This window comes from Niastella koreensis GR20-10 (assembly GCF_000246855.1).
Taxonomy (GTDB): domain Bacteria; phylum Bacteroidota; class Bacteroidia; order Chitinophagales; family Chitinophagaceae; genus Niastella; species Niastella koreensis.
Map to the genome: position 1 here is coordinate 3,204,140 of NC_016609.1, position 18,981 is coordinate 3,223,120.

Annotated in this window: 19 protein-coding genes; 7 read left to right on the forward strand and 12 right to left on the reverse strand. The window is 43.0% G+C overall.

Annotated features, from left to right (window positions below):
* Nucleotides 1-397: 397 nt before the first annotated feature.
* Nucleotides 398-1,705, reverse strand: a complete 1,308-nt coding sequence (gene rimO, locus NIAKO_RS12700) for a 30S ribosomal protein S12 methylthiotransferase RimO (protein ID WP_014218831.1) — start codon at nt 1,703-1,705, stop codon at nt 398-400.
* A 219-nt stretch (nt 1,706-1,924) separates the two neighbouring features.
* On the opposite strand from rimO, the gene NIAKO_RS12705 reads away from it, so the two are divergent.
* Nucleotides 1,925-2,407: a hypothetical protein gene (locus tag NIAKO_RS12705; protein ID WP_014218832.1), complete on the forward strand. Its 483-nt coding sequence runs from the start codon at nt 1,925-1,927 to the stop codon at nt 2,405-2,407.
* Between the two features lie 156 nt (nt 2,408-2,563).
* Here the strand turns inward: NIAKO_RS12705 and ftsY are convergent, their stop codons facing one another.
* From ftsY to rpmB, 4 genes are all read right to left on the reverse strand, one after another.
* Nucleotides 2,564-3,526: a signal recognition particle-docking protein FtsY gene (gene ftsY, locus NIAKO_RS12710; protein ID WP_014218833.1), complete on the reverse strand. Its 963-nt coding sequence runs from the start codon at nt 3,524-3,526 to the stop codon at nt 2,564-2,566.
* Between the two features lie 85 nt (nt 3,527-3,611).
* Nucleotides 3,612-3,785: a DUF4295 domain-containing protein gene (locus tag NIAKO_RS37730; protein WP_014218834.1), complete on the reverse strand. Its 174-nt coding sequence runs from the start codon at nt 3,783-3,785 to the stop codon at nt 3,612-3,614.
* A gap of 93 nt (nt 3,786-3,878) precedes the next feature.
* Nucleotides 3,879-4,061 (reverse strand): 50S ribosomal protein L33, encoded by a 183-nt coding sequence (gene rpmG / locus NIAKO_RS12715; protein WP_014218835.1) that lies wholly within the window; start codon nt 4,059-4,061, stop codon nt 3,879-3,881.
* A gap of 23 nt (nt 4,062-4,084) precedes the next feature.
* Nucleotides 4,085-4,321: a 50S ribosomal protein L28 gene (rpmB, locus tag NIAKO_RS12720; RefSeq protein ID WP_014218836.1), complete on the reverse strand. Its 237-nt coding sequence runs from the start codon at nt 4,319-4,321 to the stop codon at nt 4,085-4,087.
* 616 nt (nt 4,322-4,937) lie between these two features.
* On the opposite strand from rpmB, the gene ppk1 reads away from it, so the two are divergent.
* The 3 genes from ppk1 (at nt 4,938) to panB (ending at nt 9,069) form a co-directional block, all read left to right on the forward strand.
* On the forward strand, nt 4,938-7,058 hold the full coding sequence (gene ppk1, locus NIAKO_RS12725; protein WP_041346699.1) for a polyphosphate kinase 1: 2,121 nt from the start codon (nt 4,938-4,940) through the stop codon (nt 7,056-7,058).
* 7 nt (nt 7,059-7,065) lie between these two features.
* Complete coding sequence (locus NIAKO_RS12730) at nt 7,066-7,971, forward strand: Ppx/GppA phosphatase family protein (RefSeq protein WP_014218838.1); 906 nt, start codon at nt 7,066-7,068, stop codon at nt 7,969-7,971.
* Nucleotides 7,972-8,247: 276 nt separating this feature from the next.
* Entirely contained in the window at nt 8,248-9,069 is an 822-nt protein-coding gene (gene panB, locus NIAKO_RS12735; RefSeq protein ID WP_014218839.1) for a 3-methyl-2-oxobutanoate hydroxymethyltransferase, read from the forward strand.
* A gap of 52 nt (nt 9,070-9,121) precedes the next feature.
* On the opposite strand, the gene NIAKO_RS12740 is transcribed toward panB, so the two are convergent.
* The 4 genes from NIAKO_RS12740 to NIAKO_RS36660 all read right to left on the reverse strand — a co-directional run bounded on the left by NIAKO_RS12740 (nt 9,122) and on the right by NIAKO_RS36660 (nt 12,470).
* Nucleotides 9,122-9,583, reverse strand: a complete 462-nt coding sequence (locus NIAKO_RS12740; protein ID WP_014218840.1) for a hypothetical protein — start codon at nt 9,581-9,583, stop codon at nt 9,122-9,124.
* Between the two features lie 543 nt (nt 9,584-10,126).
* On the reverse strand, nt 10,127-10,489 hold the full coding sequence (locus tag NIAKO_RS12745) for a hypothetical protein (RefSeq protein WP_014218841.1): 363 nt from the start codon (nt 10,487-10,489) through the stop codon (nt 10,127-10,129).
* Between the two features lie 151 nt (nt 10,490-10,640).
* Complete coding sequence (locus NIAKO_RS12750; protein WP_014218842.1) at nt 10,641-11,411, reverse strand: LytR/AlgR family response regulator transcription factor; 771 nt, start codon at nt 11,409-11,411, stop codon at nt 10,641-10,643.
* A 6-nt stretch (nt 11,412-11,417) separates the two neighbouring features.
* Complete coding sequence (locus tag NIAKO_RS36660) at nt 11,418-12,470, reverse strand: sensor histidine kinase (RefSeq protein ID WP_014218843.1); 1,053 nt, start codon at nt 12,468-12,470, stop codon at nt 11,418-11,420.
* A gap of 169 nt (nt 12,471-12,639) precedes the next feature.
* Between NIAKO_RS36660 and NIAKO_RS12760 the strand changes: the two genes are divergently transcribed.
* The 3 genes from NIAKO_RS12760 (at nt 12,640) to NIAKO_RS12770 (ending at nt 14,270) form a co-directional block, all read left to right on the forward strand.
* Nucleotides 12,640-12,942 carry a hypothetical protein gene (locus NIAKO_RS12760; RefSeq protein WP_014218844.1) on the forward strand — a complete coding sequence of 101 codons (303 nt, stop codon included), beginning with the start codon at nt 12,640-12,642 and terminating at the stop codon, nt 12,940-12,942.
* A gap of 253 nt (nt 12,943-13,195) precedes the next feature.
* Nucleotides 13,196-13,681, forward strand: a complete 486-nt coding sequence (locus NIAKO_RS12765) for a hypothetical protein (protein WP_014218845.1) — start codon at nt 13,196-13,198, stop codon at nt 13,679-13,681.
* Nucleotides 13,682-13,826: 145 nt separating this feature from the next.
* Nucleotides 13,827-14,270, forward strand: coding sequence for a DoxX family protein (locus tag NIAKO_RS12770; RefSeq protein WP_014218846.1), 444 nt, complete (start codon nt 13,827-13,829; stop codon nt 14,268-14,270).
* Between the two features lie 88 nt (nt 14,271-14,358).
* On the opposite strand, the gene NIAKO_RS12775 is transcribed toward NIAKO_RS12770, so the two are convergent.
* The 3 genes from NIAKO_RS12775 to NIAKO_RS12785 are packed head-to-tail and all read right to left on the reverse strand — an operon-like array spanning nt 14,359 to nt 18,961.
* On the reverse strand, nt 14,359-14,856 hold the full coding sequence (locus NIAKO_RS12775) for a hypothetical protein (RefSeq protein ID WP_014218847.1): 498 nt from the start codon (nt 14,854-14,856) through the stop codon (nt 14,359-14,361).
* Nucleotides 14,857-14,870: 14 nt separating this feature from the next.
* Nucleotides 14,871-15,887, reverse strand: coding sequence for an RHS repeat domain-containing protein (locus NIAKO_RS36665; RefSeq protein WP_014218848.1), 1,017 nt, complete (start codon nt 15,885-15,887; stop codon nt 14,871-14,873).
* Entirely contained in the window at nt 15,881-18,961 is a 3,081-nt protein-coding gene (locus NIAKO_RS12785) for a DUF6531 domain-containing protein (RefSeq protein WP_014218849.1), read from the reverse strand. The genes NIAKO_RS36665 and NIAKO_RS12785 overlap by 7 nt, the downstream gene beginning before the upstream one ends.
* Nucleotides 18,962-18,981: the final 20 nt, after the last annotated feature.

Sequence of the window (18,981 nt, forward strand, 5' to 3'; positions counted from 1 at the left end):
GCAGGCACAAGAGGTTGTGTGCCTGCCTGAGTGGATAATAATCAGTAAATTTTGTCGCACTACCTCATTATCCACGTTGCGGAGAAGACCCGATCACTCAGGCCTATCCACATCTGCCATTGCCTCCGATGAGCCAATTAATTATAATAAATGTCGACTGAGGTTTGTAGTTGTTGGAAAGATGATAAGGAGTACATGATGTTGTCAATGATAAAAAATAACAATATCATCCACACAAAGGTAGGGCGAATGCGAAGCGGTAACAATACAACTTTGTGGTAATTTAAGTATTTGTGGTTTTCGGTTTGTAGTTTGTGGTTAATACCTCAATTTTTAGACTGCCGCCATTAAGCGATCAGTTCGAACCTTGGAGTAACTACAAACCACAAACGACAAACTAAATAACTTCCCCTTCCAGATCGAAATCATACGCCTTAGTGATCTTCACATTTACAAATTCACCAATAGGTAATTTTTTAGTGCTGTTAATGATCACTTCATTGTCTACTTCCACACTGTCAAACTCTGTACGGCCCAGGTAACGGCCCGATTCTTTTTTATCGATCAGGGTCTTGAAGGTTTGTCCAACCTTTTCCTGGTTCTTTTCAAAATTGATCTCCTGCTGTACTTCCATGATCTCCTGGGCGCGGGCTTCTTTCTCTTCGTGTGGAATGTTATCTTCCAGGTCGTATGCAGTGGTATTCTCTTCGTGTGAATAGGTGAAGATGCCCGCGCGCTCGAAGCGGTGTTTTTGCAGGAATGTTTTTAACGACTCTACATCCTCTCTTGTTTCACCGGGGAAACCGGCAATCAACGTGGTGCGCAAACCAATGCCGGGCACTTTTTCCCTGATGGCGCTGATCAGCTCATTCATTTCCGACTGGGTTATCTGGCGCTTCATAGCCTTGAGCATATTATCACTGGCATGCTGCAGCGGCATATCCAGGTAATTACAAATGTTATCGCGTTCACGCATTACATCCAGGATCTCTAACGGGAATTTAGAAGGATAGGCATAATGCAGCCTGATCCATTCCAGTCCTTTTACATCAGCCAGGCGATTCATTAAATCGGCGAGCATGCGTTTTTTGTAAATGTCCAAACCGTAATAAGTAAGCTCCTGGGCAATCAGCATTACTTCTTTCACGCCTTTCTTCACCAGGCCTTCGGCTTCTTTCACCAGGTCTTCAATGCTGCGGCTTACGTGCTGTCCGCGCATCAGCGGAATAGCGCAAAACGAACAGGTACGGTTACAGCCTTCCGATATTTTCAGATAAGCGTAATGCCGGGGGGTGGCCAGTAACCGTTCGCCCAGCAGTTCGGCTTTATAATCTGCCTCAAATGCTTTCAGGATCAGCGGCAATTCCATGGTGCCGAAATAGGCGTCCACTTCGGGGATTTCCTGTTCCAGGTTGTTCTTGTAGCGTTCGCTCAGGCAACCTGTCACATACACTTTATCGAGCTTGCCGCGGCGTTTCAGTTCTACCTGGTCAAGAATGGTATTGATAGATTCCTCCTTGGCCTTGTCGATGAACCCGCAGGTATTTACAATTACGATGTTGTGATCTGATTTTTCATTCTCATGTATCACATCAATATCATTCGCCTGTAACTGGCCGCTCAAAACTTCACTGTCTACCATGTTCTTGCTGCAACCCAGCGTAATGATATTAACCTTGTCTTTTTTATGTGATCTTACTTTCATATAAGGGCGCAAAGGTACTTAAACAATGGGCAAAATGCAATTGGCAAATTGGCAAAGGTTTTTTAACAATTGTTAATCCTTCTGTGTTTTAGGTGTTTAGCTGTAATATTGCGGCTTTATTACAAAAAAGAATTGAGAATTAATTATTTATATTCTCATCAGCTATGCGAGTTTGGCATAGTTTTTTAAAATCGTATTAGACCAAACATTGGATTATTTATGAAAAAAATCGTAGTTGTACTGGGTATATTGGCCCTGTTTACCGTGTCAAAAACCCAGGCCCAGGCTTTAGGAACCAATTATAAAACTGCAGTAGGGGTGAAATTCTGGCCTGGCGCCCTAACAGTCAAACACTTTATTAAAAGCGATGCTGCGTTGGAAGGCCTCGTTAACTTCTGGGACCATGGCTTCCGTATTACCGGCTTATATGAGTTTCATGGCGATATCAACAGCGCTCCCGGTTTAAAATGGTATGTTGGACCCGGTGCACACATTGGCTGGTACAGTGATCGTTACTGGCACCATGACCGTTACTATGAGGATGGCGATGCCTCTTTTGGGGTTGATGGCGTATTAGGACTGGAGTATAAATTTAAAGGTGCTCCTATTGCCCTGAGCCTTGATGTTAACCCTTACATTGAGTTCCTTCACGGCGCTTATTTTGACGTGTGGGGCGGTTTAGGGGTTAAGTTTGCTTTCTAAAAAGAGAATATAATTAAATGAAAAAGTCCCGACGGTACCGTTGGGACTTTTTCATTTATTAAGATTTTGGCAGACGGCAAACGGCAAACATCCGCGACGCGGCCCTCTATCAACTTCAACTTTATCAACCTGCTTCTTGGTTAACTGGTCAACGGATCAACTGGTTAACTTGAACAGACTATCAACAAACTCATGTTTATCAAACACCAGCAAATCCTCCATCTTCTCACCCACTCCAATAAACTTCACCGGTATTTTAAACTGGTTGGCAATGGCCAGCACTACCCCGCCCTTGGCGGTTCCATCTAATTTGGTAATGGTAAGGGCCGTTACCTCGGTGGTTGCTGTAAAGTGTTTGGCCTGCTCCAGCGCGTTTTGCCCGGTTGAACCATCGAGCACCAGCATTACTTCATGCGGCGCTTCGGGAATCTGTTTTTGAACTACCCGGCGAATTTTGCCCAGCTCATCCATCAGGTGAGCCTTGTTGTGCAACCGGCCTGCCGTATCAATTATAATCACATCCACCCCTTTTGCCAACCCGCTTTGCACGGTATCAAAGGCAACCGAGGCAGGGTCAGAACCCATGGCCTGTTTTACGATGGGAACGCCAACCCGCTCGCTCCAGATGGTTAACTGGTCAACCGCGGCGGCGCGGAAGGTATCGGCTGCCCCCAGTAATACCGATTTGCCGGCTTTTTTAAAATTATAGGCCAGCTTACCAATGGTAGTGGTTTTACCTACCCCGTTTACACCCACCACCAGGATAACAAATGGTTTGGCGGGCAGCGGTGTGGCGAAACTATAGCTGTTATTTTCGGACGCATCTACCAGCACTGCTTCAATTTCCTGCTGCAACAACTTGTTCAGTTCGTTGGTAGTGAGATATTTATCTTTCGATACGCGCTGTTCTATCCGTTCAATGATTTTTACCGTGGTATCAATGCCCACATCGGCGCTTACCAGGGCATCTTCGAGGTTATCCAGCACCTCTTCATCTACGGTACTTTTACCCGCAATGGCTTTGGTGATCTTTGACAGAAATCCCTCTTTTGTTTTCTGTAAACCCTGATCGAGCGATTCCTTTTCTTTTTTGCCAAACAACTTCCCGAGAAAACTCATTTTCCTGATTTTTAGTAACTAAAGATAATGCAAAAAAGCTCCGACAACAGATCGGAGCTTTTGATAAGATACATACTTACCCAAATTATTTACCGGCTAAGAAATCCTTAACCTTGTCTTTGTGTACGATATTCTCTTTGAAAGTATATGCACCAGTCTTCTCACTGCGTACAGCACGAATTACTTTCGTCCAGTTCTTTGCCTCAGCGGCTGCTTTAGCATCTTTGGTTTTCGCGTTCTTTGAAGCTGCTTTTGCCATGACGTTAATTTGAAAATGTGAAAATCAGCAAATTTGAAAATGTAATACACCTCAACGGATTTCGCACATTTTCACATTTGCGCAATTTGCCAATTATTTAATTTCTTTATGAACCGTTACCTTTTTCAGGATCGGGTTGTATTTTTTCAACTCCAGACGTTCAGGAGTGTTCTTTTTGTTCTTGTTTGAAATATACCGGCTGGTACCAGGCAGTCCGCTATTTTTGTGCTCAGTACATTCCAGGATTACCTGAACACGGTTACCTTTCTTTGCCATTGTTATAACGCTTTAAAAGTTAATTAGATTTTTTCACCCCTTGCACGCAGTTCTTTCACTACGGGCAGTAAGCCTCTTTTGTTAATAGTACGAATACCTTCAGTTGATAACTTCAGGGTGATCCATTTATCTTCTTCGGCCAGGTAAAAACGCTTCGTTTGCAAATTCGGTAAAAACCTACGTTTGCTCTTAATATTGGAATGCGATACTTTGTGTCCTGTTACGGGAACTTTACCTGTCACCAAACATACTCTTGACATGACGCATAAAAATTTAGGACGGCGAAGGTCGGAAAATTTAGGTAATCCACAAATTAATACCAAACTTTTTTTAACTACTTTTCAACATCTGTGGATATAATGGGCTTGGAAATGTGTAAAAAGGCCAAAAACGGGCAGTTATGCACATTTTTGACAATCTAACCAGGGACGTCTCCCACCAAAATTACTACGATTTCAATTTACCCGGTATTGTTTAAAACTGAAAACAAGGCATTTTCAGTTTTTAGCCACTTGTTTCTAACTGAAAACGGGGCAATTTCAGTTGGCAGCACCCTGTTTCTAACTGAAAACAGGGTGATTTCAGTTGACGGCGCACCATTTTAAACTGAAATCCGGGCGTTTTCAGTTGGTGGCGGACCGTTTTAAACTGAAAACAGAGTGATTTCAACTGCTACAATCTTTTCCTAATACTTTCTGGCCGAACGATTTAATAATTACTTAATTTAATTTTAATTTACGCCATCTCACCTTTGGCAGAACAACTTCATACCCAATTGTATGAAGGCCTGATCCGGGCACAGAAATGAAAACTATTTCTTAAACCTAAAAAAAGGAGAACAGGGTGATTTCTGCCAATACAAATACGAGCACTCAGATGAAACGCAAGACCATAGCCAGGGACATTAGTTGGTTGTCTTTTAATGCCCGTGTATTGCAGGAAGCCGCCGATCCCAGCGTACCGCTACGGGAACGGGTAAAGTTTTTAGGCATCTTTTCCAATAACCTCGATGAATTTTTCCGCGTTCGCGTGGCTACCCTCAAGCGCATGACCGAAGTGGGCAAAAAGAACATGCATATGGAAATTGCCCCCCACAAGATCCTCGACGAAATTCAACAGATAGTGCTGGACCAGCAAAGTCAGTTCAACCGCATTTGGGAGGGGATTAATAAAGAACTGGAAAAGGAAAAGATCTTCATTATTTCCGAGAAAAACCTGAATAAAGAACAGCAGAAGTTTGTGCAGACCTTTTTTGAGGAAGATGTGCGGATGAATACCATTCCCCTGATGGTTGAAAGTATTCCGCATTTCCCTTACCTGCGCGAAAAGTCGCTGTATCTCGGCGTGGTGCTGTCGCGTAAGGACGGCAGCCTCAAACGCAAATATGCCATCATTGAAATTCCCGCCAAGAACATAGGCCGTTTTAAACTGTTACCGTCGCCCCAGGGGCAACATCATATAATATTGCTGGAAGATGTGATCCGGTTCAACCTGAAAAGCATTTTCTCGTATTTCGGGTACGATAAGTTTGAATCGTGGGTATTTAAGATAACCAAGGATGCCGAAATTGATATGGACAGCGACATTTCCACCTCCCTGATCCAGAAAATTGAAAAAGGGGTGCGGAACCGGCGCAAAGGCAAACCAGTCCGGTTTGTATTTGACAAACAAATGGATGCGGGGTTGCTCGACTACCTGATCCGCAAACTGAACCTGTCGCGCAAAGACAGCCTGATCCCCGGCGGACGCATTCATAACTTCAGGCATTTTATGGACTTCCCGGATGTATTTGAAAAAAAGGGACACCGGAAAAAGCCGTTCATGCACCCGATGCTGAAGGCGGCGCCCCGGGTTACCGATGTGGTGTTGTATACGGACATTATGCTGAATTTCCCTTACCATTCCTTTAACCCGGTTATTGACCTGCTGCGCGAAGCTGCCATTGATCCCGATGTAACGGCTATTAAAATAACCGCCTACCGGCTGGCCACCAATTCAAAAGTTGTGAACGCCCTTATTAATGCGGTGCGGAATGGCAAACTGGTAACGGTGATGCTGGAACTGCGGGCGCGGTTTGATGAAGAAAATAACCTGGACTGGAAGATCAGGCTGGAGGAAGAAGGGGTAAAAGTGCTGATAGGTATACCTAACATGAAGGTGCATGCCAAATGCTGTTTAATTAAAAAGCGGGTGCTTAACCACACTATTCATTACGGTTTTATCAGCACCGGTAACCTGAACGAAAAGACGGCCAATTTTTATGGCGACCATTGTTTGTTAACGAGCGACCGGTTTATTATGGCCGATGTGAACCGCATCTTTAATTACCTGGAAACACCGAAGAATGGGATGCGCTTTCTGAAGGGGTGTAAAACCATCATCCCCTGCCCCACCGATTTGCGCAAAGAATTGCTTAAGCTGATTGGGCGGGAAATTAAACACGTAAAAGAAGGTAAGCCGGCCGAGATCATTTTAAAAATGAATTCGCTGAGTGATGAAGTCCTGATTGAAAAACTGTATGAGGCTGCCAGGGCGGGTGTAGTATTGAAACTCATCATCAGGGGTATCTTCTGTATGTATTCAGAAAGCGAAAAGTTCGTAAAACCCGTAAAGGCCATTAGTATAATCGACGAGTATCTTGAACATGCCCGGGTATTTATTTTTCATAATAATGGCAGTGAAAAGGCATATATTTCAAGCGCGGACTGGATGGTTCGCAATCTTGATCACCGTGTTGAGGCTACGTGTCCTATCTTTGACGAGAATATTAAAAAAGTGTTGAAAAATATCCTGGAAATACAACTTAGTGATAATGTAAAAGCCAGAATTTTGGACAACGAATTAAGTAACCGGTATGCGCGGGACCGGAAGATCAAGAAAGTAAGGTCACAGGTGGAGATATATAATTACTTACATCAAAAAAGCAATGGAATTCCCGATTCAGCCAATGCGGAAATATCTCAGATAATAGCAGAGGGCGAAAAATCGGTGGTTTAAACGACACATGAAACTGGCGGCGATAGATATCGGTAGTAATGCAGCACGATTGCTGATCTCGGATGTTATTCTTTCCAATAACAGAAGACCGCAATTTCAAAAGATCAACCTTATCCGGGTGCCCCTGCGCCTGGGCTTTGATGTGTTTGAGAAACAAGCCATCTCAAAAGAAAAGGAAGACATGATCCTGAACACCATTAAGGCATACAAGTCACTGATGGATGCTTATGGCGTAGAACATTGCAAGGCGGCCGCTACCTCGGCCATGCGCGATGCTTCCAATGCTGATGTTATTCTTGACCGCATAAAGAAAGAAACCGGCATTGGCATTGAAGTGATCTCAGGCGATGCGGAAGCCTCACTCATTTATGAAAATCACATTGCAGAGAACCTCGATAAAAATCACACCTACTTATATATAGATGTGGGCGGTGGCAGCACCGAACTGACCTTTTTTGCCAATGGCAGGCTTATATTTAAACGCAGTTTTAATATTGGCACCATCCGGCTGCTCAAAAACCAGGTAGACGATTTCCTGTGGGGCGAAATGAAGGATTTTGTAAAGCGCGAAACCAAACCCTATCACGACCTGGTGGCCATTGGCAGCGGTGGCAACATCAATAAAATATTTTCCCTCTCCAAACGAAAAGAAGGCAAGGCCCTTCCCCTGCAATTATTAAAGGATTACTATAAGGAATTCAGCAGTTTTTCTGTGGCCGACAGAATACGCATTTATAAATTGCGCGAAGACCGCGCCGATGTGATCGTTCCTGCCCTGTTCATTTATGTGAACGTAATGCGCTGGGCCGGGATTGAAGAAATATATGTACCGAAGATCGGGTTAGCAGATGGATTGATCCAGCACTTATACGATGAGCTTAAGGAAAAAGGGAAGTTGATTTTGACTTCCTAGTATAAGGTTCATAGGTTATTAAGTTATTGGGTTCTTATGTTTTCTGCAACTCAATAGCTTACCAACCTAATAACCTACTAACCTAATAACTTACAAACCTGCAACTTTCTCATTTACAGGCATTTCATTTATTCTGTCTCATTTTTTATTTACAGGATTTCATTTTACCTTAACTTAGCAACCGCTAACAACTGCGAGGAGCATTAAATGTGTTTTATTCTAATGCAGAGCCATATTCCCTCCCGCCTTACTTACACAGCATAAAACTCCCAAAGTATGTCGGTACACGTTAACAAAGAAGTTAAAAAGATAACGACCCATACGTTACAAAAAATGAAGTCTGTTGGAGAAAAGATCTCCATGATAACAGCCTACGATTTTTCCTTTGCCCGGATCTTTGATGAGGCCGGTATTGATGTAATACTGGTGGGCGACAGCGCCTCCAATGTAATGGCGGGTCATGAAACAACCCTGCCGATTACGCTCGATCAAATGATCTATCACGCCTCTTCGGTTATCCGGGGTATTAACCGTTGTTTTGTGGTAGTTGACCTTCCGTTTGGTACTTACCAGGCCAATTCAAAAGAAGCGCTGGCCTCTGCCATCCGCATTATGAAGGAAACAGGCGCACACGCCGTTAAACTGGAAGGTGGCGAAGAAGTGCTGGAATCGGTAAAACGCATTGTGGCAGCCGGTATTCCGGTTATGGGCCACTTAGGGTTAACACCGCAATCGATTTATAAGTTTGGTACCTATACGGTACGGGCACGCGAAGAAGCCGAAGCCAATAAGCTGCGCAACGATGCGAAGTTATTAGAGGAAGCTGGTTGCTTTGGCGTGGTGCTGGAAAAGATCCCCGCTGCTTTGGCTAAAGAAGTATCTGAATCGCTGGTAATACCTACCATTGGCATTGGCGCCGGGATGCATTGCGACGGCCAGGTGCTGGTTATGCACGACCTGCTGGGCATTAATACCGAATTTAAGCCACGTTTCTTACGGCAATACCTGAACCTGTATGAACAGATTGTGGGCGCCGTAAAGAATTATGTGCACGATGTGAAGGCTAAAGATTTCCCTAATGATAAGGAACAGTATTAAGTTTACAGGTTGACAGGTTAACGTGTTAATAGGTTAACCTGTCAACTATCTTTCACTTCGTGATAATATCCGCATTCAACACTTCGTACATTAATAAGTCCTCCTGCATCTTTTTTAATTTCTTGTACAGCGTATTGCAATCTGTGGCGGCCGTTGTTCTGCTGATGACTTCTATCTTATTATAGAACAACGACAACAGCATCCGCTTTTCTTTCTCCAGCCGGGTTTTGGCTTTGGCAAAGTCGGCATTTCCCTCGTTATTGGTTTTCTCGGCAAACACCACGGCATTCATTATATCGTGGTTGTTGGAGCGCAGGTTCAGGATCTGGCAGGCGCATACTTTGGCGCTAATGGTTTTGTTAACCGCCATTACAGAATCGATCCTTTTTAATGAAGCAACAAAACGTTGGGAAGTAAAGATGGAAGGTGTTTTGTGTCCATCATTGGCAAGCAGGGTGCTGCTGATGAACATGCCTGTAAGCAACAGCAAACAGGTTTGCATAAAAGTGTTCATGGGTACAGGTATAATCAAGTTAACAATGTGTTTAAGGTTTTTTACAGGAACACTGGAACTTGACTAAAACTATAAACTGGAGATATTGGGTAAATCGAAAATCGCGTGCTGGTTAATCAGAGGATATGCAGTGCAAAGAATGGAACTTATTGTGGAATGTCAAATCGTATTAATAAACTTTTTTACCGGTGTGTTTAATCGTTAAAAACACATGTAAAGTGTGCGGGTTTTTACGTGGGAACTGTGTTTACCCGGTTTGGCAGGGTGCTAAAAAAAAGAAGCCCTATGTAGAAACACGGGGCTCAAACGATTGCTTGCCATATGAAAGTGCAAATGTAGGTGAATAGGTTTATACTTGTATGTCTTTAATGTTAAATCTTATTAAGATTAAGTGTTGTTAGAACGTTTGTCAGTCTGGTAGCGGAATACAGGGCAAAAGTAAAAAGGTAAAAGCTTAAAGTAAATCATATAGGTGCATTCAATTAAACTAACTTTTCATGTTTTTTGCTTTAAGCTTTTGGCTTTGAGCTTTTAGCTGTATTCCTATTCTCTATTAGCTCTTCGTTGTTTAAACTCTTCTTTCATCTCTTTCTGGTTTGCTTTGTAGATTTTAAACTGGTCTTTTGTTAATACATCTTTCATTTGTTTGTCCCTGGTATTATTCAATGACTTGAACTTACTGCGTTTGGACAATTTAGACTCGTTCGATTTCTTTAAGTCTGCAACGCCTTCAAACCAGGTGGTGTTGATGGCATCTACCTTTTTTGATTGATCTTCAGTGAGATTCAACTTTTGTTTTAGCTCCTGGTATTTAGCTTTTACTTCGTCCATTTTGTTTTGTGCAGACGCATTGGATGCCAGTATAACCAATACCAGCATGACAGTGATTTTGATGATCCTTTTCATATTTTTAGTTTCCATTTTTATACAAAGTACTCCATGCTTATAACATGGGTCATAGTAAATACTTTCAAGCTGACAAGATTGCCGGTAAAACTGCTGATTTCAATTTTGAGCCAGCATAATGAGCGCCCCCCATTATCACATTATCGAATTATCACATTATGCCTTGCATCCATTCCCGGAACTTACCGGCCTTTGCTTTACTCACCAGCACAGGTTCTTCGGGGTTGGGTAATAAATGCAAACAAAACCGGCCATTGAAATAATGCTCGATTTCCTTGATGGCCTTGCGGCTTACCAGGAACTGTCTGTTGGCGCGGTAAAACGCTTCAGGATGTAATAAATCGGTCAATTCATCCAGGCTTTCTTCCAATAACCAGTGCTTTTTATCGAATGTAATGCCGCGTACTATCCCACCCTTTATTTCAAAAAAAGCAAAGGCAGAGGCCTGTACAGGTATCAGGCGGTCTTTATGCGGGATAAGGAAATGGCGTTTATAACTGCTTGCTCTTGTTATTTCCCGGGTTATCTGTTGTAATTGTTGTTCAGGAAGCAGGCTTTGTTTCCGGTCATTAAGACGTTGGAACTTGTCCAGTGCCTGCTGTAATCTTTCTTTCCGTAGCGGTTTTAATAAGTAGTCGATGCTGTTTACTTCAAAGGCCTTGATGGCATATTGATCGTACGCGGTGATAAAAATAATAGGGACCTCAATTTTACATTGCTGAAAGATGGAAAAGCAGGCGCCATCGGCCAGGTGAATATCCAGGAAGATAAGGTCAACGGCGGGGCTGTTGCCCAGCCAGGCAACTGATTCTTCCACCGTATCAATAACAGCCACCACATCGGCAGCAGGCAGTGTTTGGGGCAACAGGCTTTTTAATTGTTGCACCGCCCTTTCTTCATCTTCTATAATTGCAATTTTCATGGTTTGTTAATTCATTAAAGGAATGGTTACCGAAAAGCTGGTTTCGGTTTGTTGGATGATCAATGGGTGGTTTGATAAATACTGGCAACGTTGGTTTAAATTCTGTAACCCCACTCCCGTTGATGGCTCTGGTTGTTTTCGTTGCTGGCGGTTATTGGTAACCACCAGTCCGGCCACCTCATTGGTAAAAATGTGAATGTGCAACGGCTTGTTATAGGAGGCTATGTTATGTTTAACTGCGTTTTCAATCAGGATCTGTAAAGCCATGGGCGGCACCCGGTATTGTTGATAAGTTGGCGTTACCTGTATAGCTATCTGCATCTTATTTCCATACCTGCCTTTTAATACTTCGGTATAGGCTGTAATAAATTGTAATTCTTCCTGCAGGGATATGGAATTTACTTCATGGCTTTTTAATGCATACCGGTATACATCCGACATGTTATTTACAAAATGCACAGCTGCCTGCTGATCGGTTGTAATTAATGAATTGATGGTGTTTAATGAATTGAATAAGAAATGCGGGTTCACCTGGTTCTTCAGCACTTCATACTTTGTTTCGGCATTTGCTTTTAATAATGATGCATTTGATAAACGCATGTGGTAGTTGTATAATAACAGGCGAAAGATCTGTGCAAACAATATGGTGAGAATAACTGTAATCACCATATTGATCGTAAAAAGAAATTTAAGCAAGGCGGCGTTTGTTTGCGGCGGAAATAAAATAATATGAAAGTGAAACAGCAGGGAATTGAGGATAAAAAAAGTAATGATACTTATTAAGATGCGCTGCCAAAAGCTGTTATAGTTGATAGTTATGAAACCAATTTTACTGATGTTTGTGTGCAAGTGTATAACAAAATACACAATGGATGTAAGAAATATGTAAAGCGCTCTAAATGAAAGATCAGCCAGATTGGTTTCAGCACCAAATCTCCCCTGTGATAACCGCTGCCATAATAATAACCTGGGTAACAAGATCAGGAAAGTAATGGCCAGTGCCGTAAGCAGCACCAACTTTGTACGTGATGATACAAGATATTTTGGATGGGCAGTCATATCGGGTTCGTTTTACATAGACTATCCACTAACCGTAATGTTTATTGGCTGGCATAATTTTTTTAACAGAGTGTTTTGATGGGTTTTAACATAATACTTACCAGGCAAAAGGTAAAAATTACGCAGTTTTAGCCTCCGTTTCGGTGGTATATTGCAGAAAACCCTAAAAATGATCTACCTGACACAGCTGATTTATATAAAAGAAGGACACGAGGAAGCGTTCTTTGAGTTTGAAAATATAGTTCTTCCACTATTGTGGAAATATAAGGGGCAACTTCTTTTACGAATTCGGCCAACAAGTAGTACATTTGTAGATAATTCTATTGAACCGCCATTCGAAATCCACCTGGTAGCTTTTGAAAATGAGGAAGGTCTTGAGCAGTATTCACAGGACGAAACACGAAAAAGCTATCTACATCTTAAAGAACAATCTGTAAAGTCCGTTGTTCTGATTAAAGGTTCACAGGTCTGATTTAAATCCAGTTTATTCTATCTACAATCTTTTTTATTACCGGGTAATCCAACGGTGCGTGTGTAAGGAATGTCAAATTTGGAAAAACCTGTCCAATTATGGGACGGAGCTTTTGATGTGCCCTGCACTAATACGTTAAGAATCATTCATCAGGAATATGGTATGGCAATTGGGTATTTTGCAAAAATTGCTCAGCACGCGTTAGTGTATAATCCATACCGAGTTTTCTATTCTATAATATAAAACGGATACTATGAATTCTAATTTACCCGGTAAGTTGTTAAAGAGGAAGTTGTTGGAACTGAACAGCGCATTGTTTTTTGCTGAAAATGACTCTTTGTTCAAATTGCCGAATCACCTGGTTACTGAAATGGAGCTGAATGAGGATGGAGATGAGATCAGGTTTGCTATCCCTAAGCCAGCTCAGGATATTGAAGCATTTGACAAAGAGTTTCCGGTTCGCATGGAATTTTTCAAGAAGGGAATCGCCTATCGTTTGAAAATTCAGGGCAAAGGATTTATTAACGAAGATGCCACTGAATTGGAAAATTGGTTAACTGCCTCCCCCACCCGTCAGGAAAAAGTAAAGAGCGAACCGATGATCATGGTGAAAGTAGTAGTGAAGTATGTTGATTACACAGGTAACATCAACAGTTCTTTTTCCGGCAAGCTTAAAATGGCGGGCATGCAGATCTTCGATTCATTATTCTCCCATAAAGGAGCTACAGTTTCCGTTTAAACATTGAATAAATAGTTTTATAGAATATTCCCCCCGATAAATCGGGGGGATTTTTGTTTTTAGTCATTTCCGGCGTTCTAACAGTGAGTGATAAAATAGTACTACCTTTAACAGGCTCTTTCTTTATTAATCTAAATTTTGCCGTATGAACCTCCTTCAACGATTAGAGTTTTGGGGTGACAGGCACCATCCCAAATGGGCGGACATCTTCCGCTTCGTACTCGGTATCTTCCTCTGTTATAAAGGGATCGAATTTCTGGAGAATATGAGTGCCATGATCGGCCGAATGGGCACCTTCTTACCTAACAGTTATTTCAGTTTAAGTTTATTAGGTCACTATATTGTTTTTGCGCACCTCATAGGTGGTTTGATGCTGGCAGTGGGTTTGCTTACCCGCGCAGCCTGTATAATGCAAATACCTATTTTGATCGGCGCTATCTTTTTTGTAAACCAGGCTATGTTTCGCCCATTCCAGGAAATGGCGGTCACTTTAGTTTGCCTGGCCGGGCTTATTTATTTTCTGATTGCAGGAAATGGTCCCTGGTCGGTTGACAAATACTTTGATGAGAAGCGCGAAGGGCGTTCCTGACAAGTATGGCCTGTCAAAAACAAAACACCTGGACAATAACTGTATTGCCCAGGTGATTTTGAATTTTATTCTCCTTACTTCCTATCTATTATTCTGAGCTATGCAATTCCTTCAGGTCTTGTTTAGCCAGTTTACCAAACTCTTTATCGGTGGTGAGTTTTTCCAAAATAACCTTTCTGCGTGGTAAATCGAAAAATGCTTTAACTGCATGATAGGCGTTGTGCCGTACGGCCTGCTCTTCTTTGGGATCAAGCACCAGTTTTATAATCAGTTCTTTTAACTCCTCGCTATCGTTCACAAAATTCTTTGACGCCATAACAGCGTAGTTCCTGACATCAGCATCCTGTTCGGTGTTTATAATAGTGATCAACGCCTCGCAAAAGGGTGCGAACTCGTCATCAAGGAGCGGCGCAACCTCAATAATTTTCAGCGCTTCTATCCTGGCGAGATCATACTCATCCTTATTGGTTATTACTGACCGTAAGAACTCCCATTTTTCAGGAGTATCTTCTTCAAACTCAAGATCGCTTAGTAATTCAACCTTTTGGTCGTCGTCGGCATTTTTATAGTCATCAATGATATTCATAAAAAATATTTTTATCAAAAAACTTCCAGTATCCCTTTGATCCTTGTCACATCATCATCCATCTCCAGTATTTTATCGGCTATCGTTGGGGCCTGACCACCGAGGATGGAGTTTTCTCTTCTGCCCGCAGGAATTTTTGATACATCTTTGGGGCCGCCACCTGTTCTCATATCCGGGGTATGCGCCCAAATCTTACCCTCACCTGCACTACCCAGTGATTTAGTATGTGCTCTTCCTTCCTTTTCCAGGGCAGCATTGTAATTTCTGATCCTTTGTTTTAAGCCTGCCATCCCTTCATTCTTCAGGATCTTGTTCATGGCTCTCATCTGTTCGGCCAACTGCCGTCTCAATTCCCTTTCGTTGGTAACTTTACCTGGCTTTAATTTATGTCTGTAAGTTAAGGTACATTCTTTAAGCCCAAGGGGATCAACGCTGATGTTAACATCAGCTACATAGGCATACACGTTCAGGCCGCCGGCAATTGAAATCGGGTCCTTTGAAACATATCGTCCTTCTTCGGGGTTATAATAACGGAACCGGTTATAATATAAACCCGTTTCTTCATCCTCATACTGTCCCTCGTAACGGAAAGGTATAAAATTTTTATTACCCACAATCACTTTTGGCCGCCCATAAATATCCAGTTCACATTCCCATACTTTTATTCCTGCTTCATCATATGCCTCCCGTGGGGTGCCTGCATGGTCGTTTATAATACTATATGCTTTACCGTTCTCTATTTTTGCGCAGGGCAGTTGCCTGTCGGCTTCAAATACCCAGGTGATACCGGTATTTTCAGCAGGCAGGTTGGTGGGGTTGGGTTCCTGGTGGTCCCAGCTTATTTCGCCCCATTCATTTACTACCGGTTTCGGTTCCTCTTTTTCATCAAAGGTCCATTCGTGCAAAGGTGTATTACCATCCCACAGCCAGCGGGTCACTTTGCCGTTAGCGCATTTTTTTATCCGCCGGCCAAGGGCATCGTAGGTAAAAGTTACTTCTCCTCCATCAGGATGTACTACCCTTTTCAACATGCCATTGGCGTACCAATCATACCATGTTTTTTCCCCGTGGACTTCTCCGTTTTGCTGATCAGATTTCCTTCTTCGTCGTATTTAAAGGTGTATCGTTTACTTTCCAGTAATGCCCCGGCGGTATTGTACTTGCGATCTGATTGTTCTTTTGTTTCATAAATATTACCTGTTGCATCGGCGTTGCGATGCAAAATGGTATTATCAGCATATTGAGCAAATACCAGGTTGCCTAATGCATCGTGTTTAAAACGGGTATTACTCTGCGAAACAGCATCGAAGATATCGGTAAGCCGGTCGTTGGCGTCCCAGGTAAATTTCTTCCAGCTTTGTACAATGCCGTTCCTGCTTAGTTTTTGTTCTGTAGCTCTGCCGGCCTGGTCAAATTTCCATTCATTGGTTATACCTCCTGGTAATACGCGTTCTGTTTCCCGCCCGTTCTTATCGTATTTCAGCTGTGCCTGCCAGGTTGTTGCTTCCTGCCTTGCCCGGATGTCGTGCACAAGACCAAACCGGTTGTGGTTTAGTTGAATATCGGCGCCCAAACTACTTACAATGGAAGTGCGGCTGCCACATTTATCGTATTTACTTTGTACGGTATAACCATTCTGGGATTCTTCTTCAATATAGCCGAGTTTATTTCTTTTAAACGAAACGGTGCTGTATTCATTTACGGCTTCCTGCATGTCGCCATTTCTGGTATAGCTGTAAAATTCCCAGCTGCCATCTTCATATGCTATCCGGGTTATTCTGCCATTGGCATCGTACTCATATTTAGTGAACCTGTCACCTGGGCGCCGGGTCCTGATTACCTGACCTGTAGCATCCCTTTCAAATTTCTTCTGTGTTCCATCAAACCCGGTTTCACTGATAATTTCACCCCGTTTATTGTAATCAACATGGAAGTGTTTGCCTGCCTCGTTCACAACGGTATGCAGGCGTTCTTCTGTGTCGTACAAAAATGACACGGTGGCGTTTTGGAGTGTTTGTTTGGTTAGTTTACCCAGCGGGGTGTATTCAAAATTTGCCTGGGTATGTTTATCAAAGGCCCGGGTTACTTCTTCATAACCATCATAACTTAATTCTACTTTATTGCCATCAGGTAACAGAATGGAGTTTATCCGGCTCAACGGGTCGTACTCAATAAAGCGCATTTGCCCTTCGGGATTGGTGGTTTGAATACAACGACCCAATGCATCATACTTCCAGCGGGCTATGCCGCCGTCTGGCAATTGTACCGTAATTAGGTTGTCATCTTCATCGTAACTCAATGCCGTTTTGCGGTTACCGGTTTCAATAATTGTTTCCAGCTGCCCATCTGCATTGTATTCATACGTAGTGGTTAATCCATTGGGGTAATTAATGAACTGCAGCCGGCGTAACTCATCATACCCAAAGGTTTGGCTGCTGCCATCCTGCTGAATAAACAGTACGATTTGATCATACTCATTGTAAAGAAACTGGCGGGTAGTGCCATCGGGAAAGGTTTTTTCTTTTACCCGGTTTCTTTCGTCATACGAATAACCGGTTATGTTACCAGCTTCATCTATCTCCCGGTACAGCTCAAAGTCTTCGGTATATTCGGTATACTTATGATTGCCATAATGATCTGTTTCCTGCACACACAAATTATTCTCATCGAAGTAATAGGTCGTATTTTCTCCCAGTGAGTTCGTTACTGTATTGCAGCCCTTGCCGTATTGAATAAACCCTTCCAGCAGGCCGCCATCCCCCCAGGTATGGACGCATCGTTTTTTACTGTCGTATTCCCAGTAAAAGCGCTGCCCGTTCCGGTCGGTTTTTTGTACCATCAGGTGATTGCTGTAGGCCACTTCCACCACCTGGTTTAAGGCATCGGCAATTTGCACCAGGTCGCCGTCCTCATTGTATACATAGGAAACCAATGTTTGTTCAAGTTGCCGGTGTTTTACTACAACTTCAGTAATGCGATGTTGTTTATCCAACGTTAAAAGCAGTTGCCTGCCGGCGGAATCTGTTATGGCTGAGATGTATCCGCCGGTGTAATGCAACTGTATGCGGTTGCCGCTGTAGTTTTCAATAAACGACAACTTCCAGGTGTGAAGTTGTTGCTCGTAATTGAAATGATAATACAGCGACTCGTTATAAACTTCTAACAAAAAATGTCCATTCTGTTTTCGGCGGAGTAATACATTTTCCTGGGGATGATAAAAGCTTTCCCCATAATATAATAAAGGAAATACGGCCAGGCGGCCATCGGCCATGGTTACAGAAAGTCCACCTTCTTCCGGCCAGATCTGCACACAACGGTCATAACTCAATTGTACGCCATGGCCCAGCGGACCGGCAATGCCCGAATCGCTGTCCCAGGTGCGTTTCCAGGTAAGTGGAAGGGGACCAGGTAATTCAAAATCGGTGTATTCATAATTTACCCGGCCGGTGATAAGATCAACCGGTTCAAAGCCCATTTTACAAAACTTATTGCTGAGCTTTTTGGTGGCCGGAAATTTCTTCAGCACCTTATGGTTTAAAGCCTTCAGCAGTTTGCCGCCCAGTTTGCCAAATATTTTCAGGAAAGAACCAAAGGCAAATGCTTTTAATAATGCCATCAGGCTGAAGTTGGGCACCAGCGGTCCGCCCACCATTACCGGTTTACCCCATTGCAGGGGGATGCAAAATGAAGTGGGCAGGTATAATGAAGGAATTGGTTTAAATTTTTTACCCGGCCTGAACGACAATGGAATGCCAATGTCGTTACACGTCATCAACAAATACCCCGCTCCACTCATGGGCGCCCCATCAACCGAAACCGTTTTACTGCCAAAAAAGTTCTGGCTGTCGTGCCCAATGATGGGCATTAATGAAAAGCCTATTCCAAAGGGAATGTGCATAAACGTAATGATCATGCCACCGGTGTCGGTATTGCCGCGCGGCACATGATTTACTTTTACGGTAGCGCCAATAAAGGGAAGATAATCGAAGGGATCGATTACCAGGCCAATGTATGGATGAGGAAGCGGAATAAACGGGATCGGGGTATTCACAAAGTGAATATCGATGCCTATCACCGGCTTCAGATGCGTGTTGGCTACGTACATAGAAAAAAGTTTCTTGTTTC

Excerpts from the sequence above, each read along its gene's own strand:
- rimO (WP_014218831.1), bottom strand. The coding sequence starts at position 1,705 with ATGAAAGTAAGATCACATAAAAAAGACAAGGTTAATATCATTACGCTG.
- NIAKO_RS12705 (WP_014218832.1), top strand. The coding sequence starts at position 1,925 with ATGAAAAAAATCGTAGTTGTACTGGGTATATTGGCCCTGTTTACCGTG.
- ftsY (WP_014218833.1), bottom strand. The coding sequence starts at position 3,526 with ATGAGTTTTCTCGGGAAGTTGTTTGGCAAAAAAGAAAAGGAATCGCTC.
- NIAKO_RS37730 (WP_014218834.1), bottom strand. The coding sequence starts at position 3,785 with ATGGCAAAAGCAGCTTCAAAGAACGCGAAAACCAAAGATGCTAAAGCA.
- rpmG (WP_014218835.1), bottom strand. The coding sequence starts at position 4,061 with ATGGCAAAGAAAGGTAACCGTGTTCAGGTAATCCTGGAATGTACTGAG.
- rpmB (WP_014218836.1), bottom strand. The coding sequence starts at position 4,321 with ATGTCAAGAGTATGTTTGGTGACAGGTAAAGTTCCCGTAACAGGACAC.
- ppk1 (WP_041346699.1), top strand. The coding sequence starts at position 4,938 with ATGAAACGCAAGACCATAGCCAGGGACATTAGTTGGTTGTCTTTTAAT.
- NIAKO_RS12730 (WP_014218838.1), top strand. The coding sequence starts at position 7,066 with ATGAAACTGGCGGCGATAGATATCGGTAGTAATGCAGCACGATTGCTG.
- panB (WP_014218839.1), top strand. The coding sequence starts at position 8,248 with ATGTCGGTACACGTTAACAAAGAAGTTAAAAAGATAACGACCCATACG.
- NIAKO_RS12740 (WP_014218840.1), bottom strand. The coding sequence starts at position 9,583 with ATGAACACTTTTATGCAAACCTGTTTGCTGTTGCTTACAGGCATGTTC.
- NIAKO_RS12745 (WP_014218841.1), bottom strand. The coding sequence starts at position 10,489 with ATGAAAAGGATCATCAAAATCACTGTCATGCTGGTATTGGTTATACTG.
- NIAKO_RS12750 (WP_014218842.1), bottom strand. The coding sequence starts at position 11,411 with ATGAAAATTGCAATTATAGAAGATGAAGAAAGGGCGGTGCAACAATTA.
- NIAKO_RS36660 (WP_014218843.1), bottom strand. The coding sequence starts at position 12,470 with ATGACTGCCCATCCAAAATATCTTGTATCATCACGTACAAAGTTGGTG.
- NIAKO_RS12760 (WP_014218844.1), top strand. The coding sequence starts at position 12,640 with ATGATCTACCTGACACAGCTGATTTATATAAAAGAAGGACACGAGGAA.
- NIAKO_RS12765 (WP_014218845.1), top strand. The coding sequence starts at position 13,196 with ATGAATTCTAATTTACCCGGTAAGTTGTTAAAGAGGAAGTTGTTGGAA.
- NIAKO_RS12770 (WP_014218846.1), top strand. The coding sequence starts at position 13,827 with ATGAACCTCCTTCAACGATTAGAGTTTTGGGGTGACAGGCACCATCCC.
- NIAKO_RS12775 (WP_014218847.1), bottom strand. The coding sequence starts at position 14,856 with ATGAATATCATTGATGACTATAAAAATGCCGACGACGACCAAAAGGTT.
- NIAKO_RS36665 (WP_014218848.1), bottom strand. The coding sequence starts at position 15,887 with ATGTTGAAAAGGGTAGTACATCCTGATGGAGGAGAAGTAACTTTTACC.
- NIAKO_RS12785 (WP_014218849.1), bottom strand. The coding sequence starts at position 18,961 with ATGTACGTAGCCAACACGCATCTGAAGCCGGTGATAGGCATCGATATT.